This window comes from Streptomyces europaeiscabiei, assembly GCF_001550375.1.
In the GTDB taxonomy this organism is placed as follows: Bacteria; Actinomycetota; Actinomycetes; order Streptomycetales; family Streptomycetaceae; genus Streptomyces; species Streptomyces europaeiscabiei.
The window spans coordinates 1-1,686 of record NZ_LRTR01000349.1; the positions used below are offsets into that span (position 1 = coordinate 1).

1 protein-coding gene and 1 pseudogene are annotated in these 1,686 nt (G+C 73.1%); both read left to right on the forward strand.

Annotation, left to right across the window (positions count from 1 at the left end; translation table 11 throughout):
- Positions 1-247, forward strand: a pseudogene (locus tag AWZ10_RS16575) (serine/threonine protein kinase); the annotation flags it as partial.
- A 405-nt stretch (positions 248-652) separates the two neighbouring features.
- Positions 653-1,686, forward strand: a 1,034-nt coding sequence (locus tag AWZ10_RS16580; RefSeq protein WP_060891449.1) for a serine/threonine-protein kinase, incomplete at its 3' end; no start/stop codon positions are given.

Here is a 1,686-nt window from a genome sequence, read left to right on the forward strand (position 1 = left end):
CGAGCCCCGGCCGCCGCGTGAGCCGCGTCGGCGCAGCGCCAACCCGATGCGGATCCCGGGCCTCGGCTGCCTCAAGGGCTGCTTCTTCATGATCGTCCTCTTCCTCGTCGGAGGCTGGCTGATCTGGGAGTTCACACCCCTCCAGGGGTGGATCGGCACCGGCCAGAGCTGGTGGGGCCAGCTCACGGACTGGGCCGGCGAGGTGGGCAAGTGGGTCCGCGAACTGGACAACGGCACGGGCCAGTGACGCGGGCCCGGGGTCGAGCCCCGGGCAATGACCCGGCCTGATCCGACCTCGGCTTCGGCCCCGGCCCCGCCTGGACCTCGGCTTCGGCCCCGACCCCGCCCAGACCTCGGCTTCGGCCCCGACCCCGCCCAGACCTCGGCTTCGACCCCGCCCGGACCTCGGCTTCGGCCTCGGCGACGGTTGTGAGCGGCTGCGGGTCGGCGAGGGCTGGTCGCGTTCTTCCCCGCGCCCCTGAGGGGCGCAGTCACCCACAGCCTTGGCGTGCCCGCGTGATGCGGTCGGTGGTGTCTCGTCGCCAGGGTTGGGGATTTGTCGATATCTGAGGGGTGATTTCCGCCTCGGCGGTGAAGGTTGGGGCCCGGGGCGCGTAGCTTTGTCGCCAACACGCGGCCTGTAGGAGCAGTCTTGGGACGGAAGATCGGAAGCCGGTACACCGCGAACCAGATTCTGGGGCGGGGCAGCGCCGGCACGGTGTGGCTGGGTGAGGGCCCGGAGGGTCCCGTCGCGATCAAGCTCCTGCGCGAGGACCTCTCGTCCGACCAGGAACTCGTCGGCCGTTTCGTCCAGGAGCGCACCGCGCTGCTGGGCCTCGACCACCCGAACGTGGTCTCCGTACGCGACCTCGTCGTCGATGGCAACGACCTCGCCCTCGTCATGGACCTCGTCCGGGGCACCGATCTGCGCACCCGCCTCGACCGGGAGCGGCGCATGGCCCCCGAGGCGGCGGTCGCCATAGTGGCCGACATCGCGGACGGCCTGGCGGCGGCCCACGCGGCCGGGGTCGTCCACCGGGACGTGAAGCCGGAGAACGTGCTGCTGGACATGCAGGGCCCGCTGGGGCCGGGCGGCGCACATCCGGCCCTCCTGACCGACTTCGGCGTCGCCAAGCTGATCGATTCGCCCCGCCGTACCCGAGCCACGAAGATCATCGGTACGCCGGACTATCTCGCCCCCGAGATCGTGGAGGGCCTGCCGCCCCGCGCGGCCGTGGACATCTACGCCCTGGCGACCGTGTTGTACGAGCTGCTGGCCGGCTTCACGCCGTTCGGCGGCGGGCACCCCGGTGCGGTGCTGCGCCGCCACGTCACCGAGACGGTCGTCCCGCTGCCCGGCATTCCCGAGGAGCTGTGGCAGCTGCTCGTGCAGTGCCTCGCCAAGGCGCCGGCCTCGCGGCTGCGGGCGTCCGAGCTGGCGGCACGGCTGCGGGAGCAACTGCCGTTGCTGGCGGGGATGCCGCCGTTGGACGTCGACGAACCCGGGACGGAGTCCGGCGACGAGTACGAGGAGGCGCCCGCCGAAGCGGAGGCGCCGCGGGAGCGGGTGCGGCGGGGGGCGGTGCCGTTGGTGCCGGGGGCCAAGCCCGACTCCAACCGGGACACGCACACGTCGATGCGGGTGCCGGGGCCGGACGAGCTGGCCGGGGGTGCGCGGGGGACCGC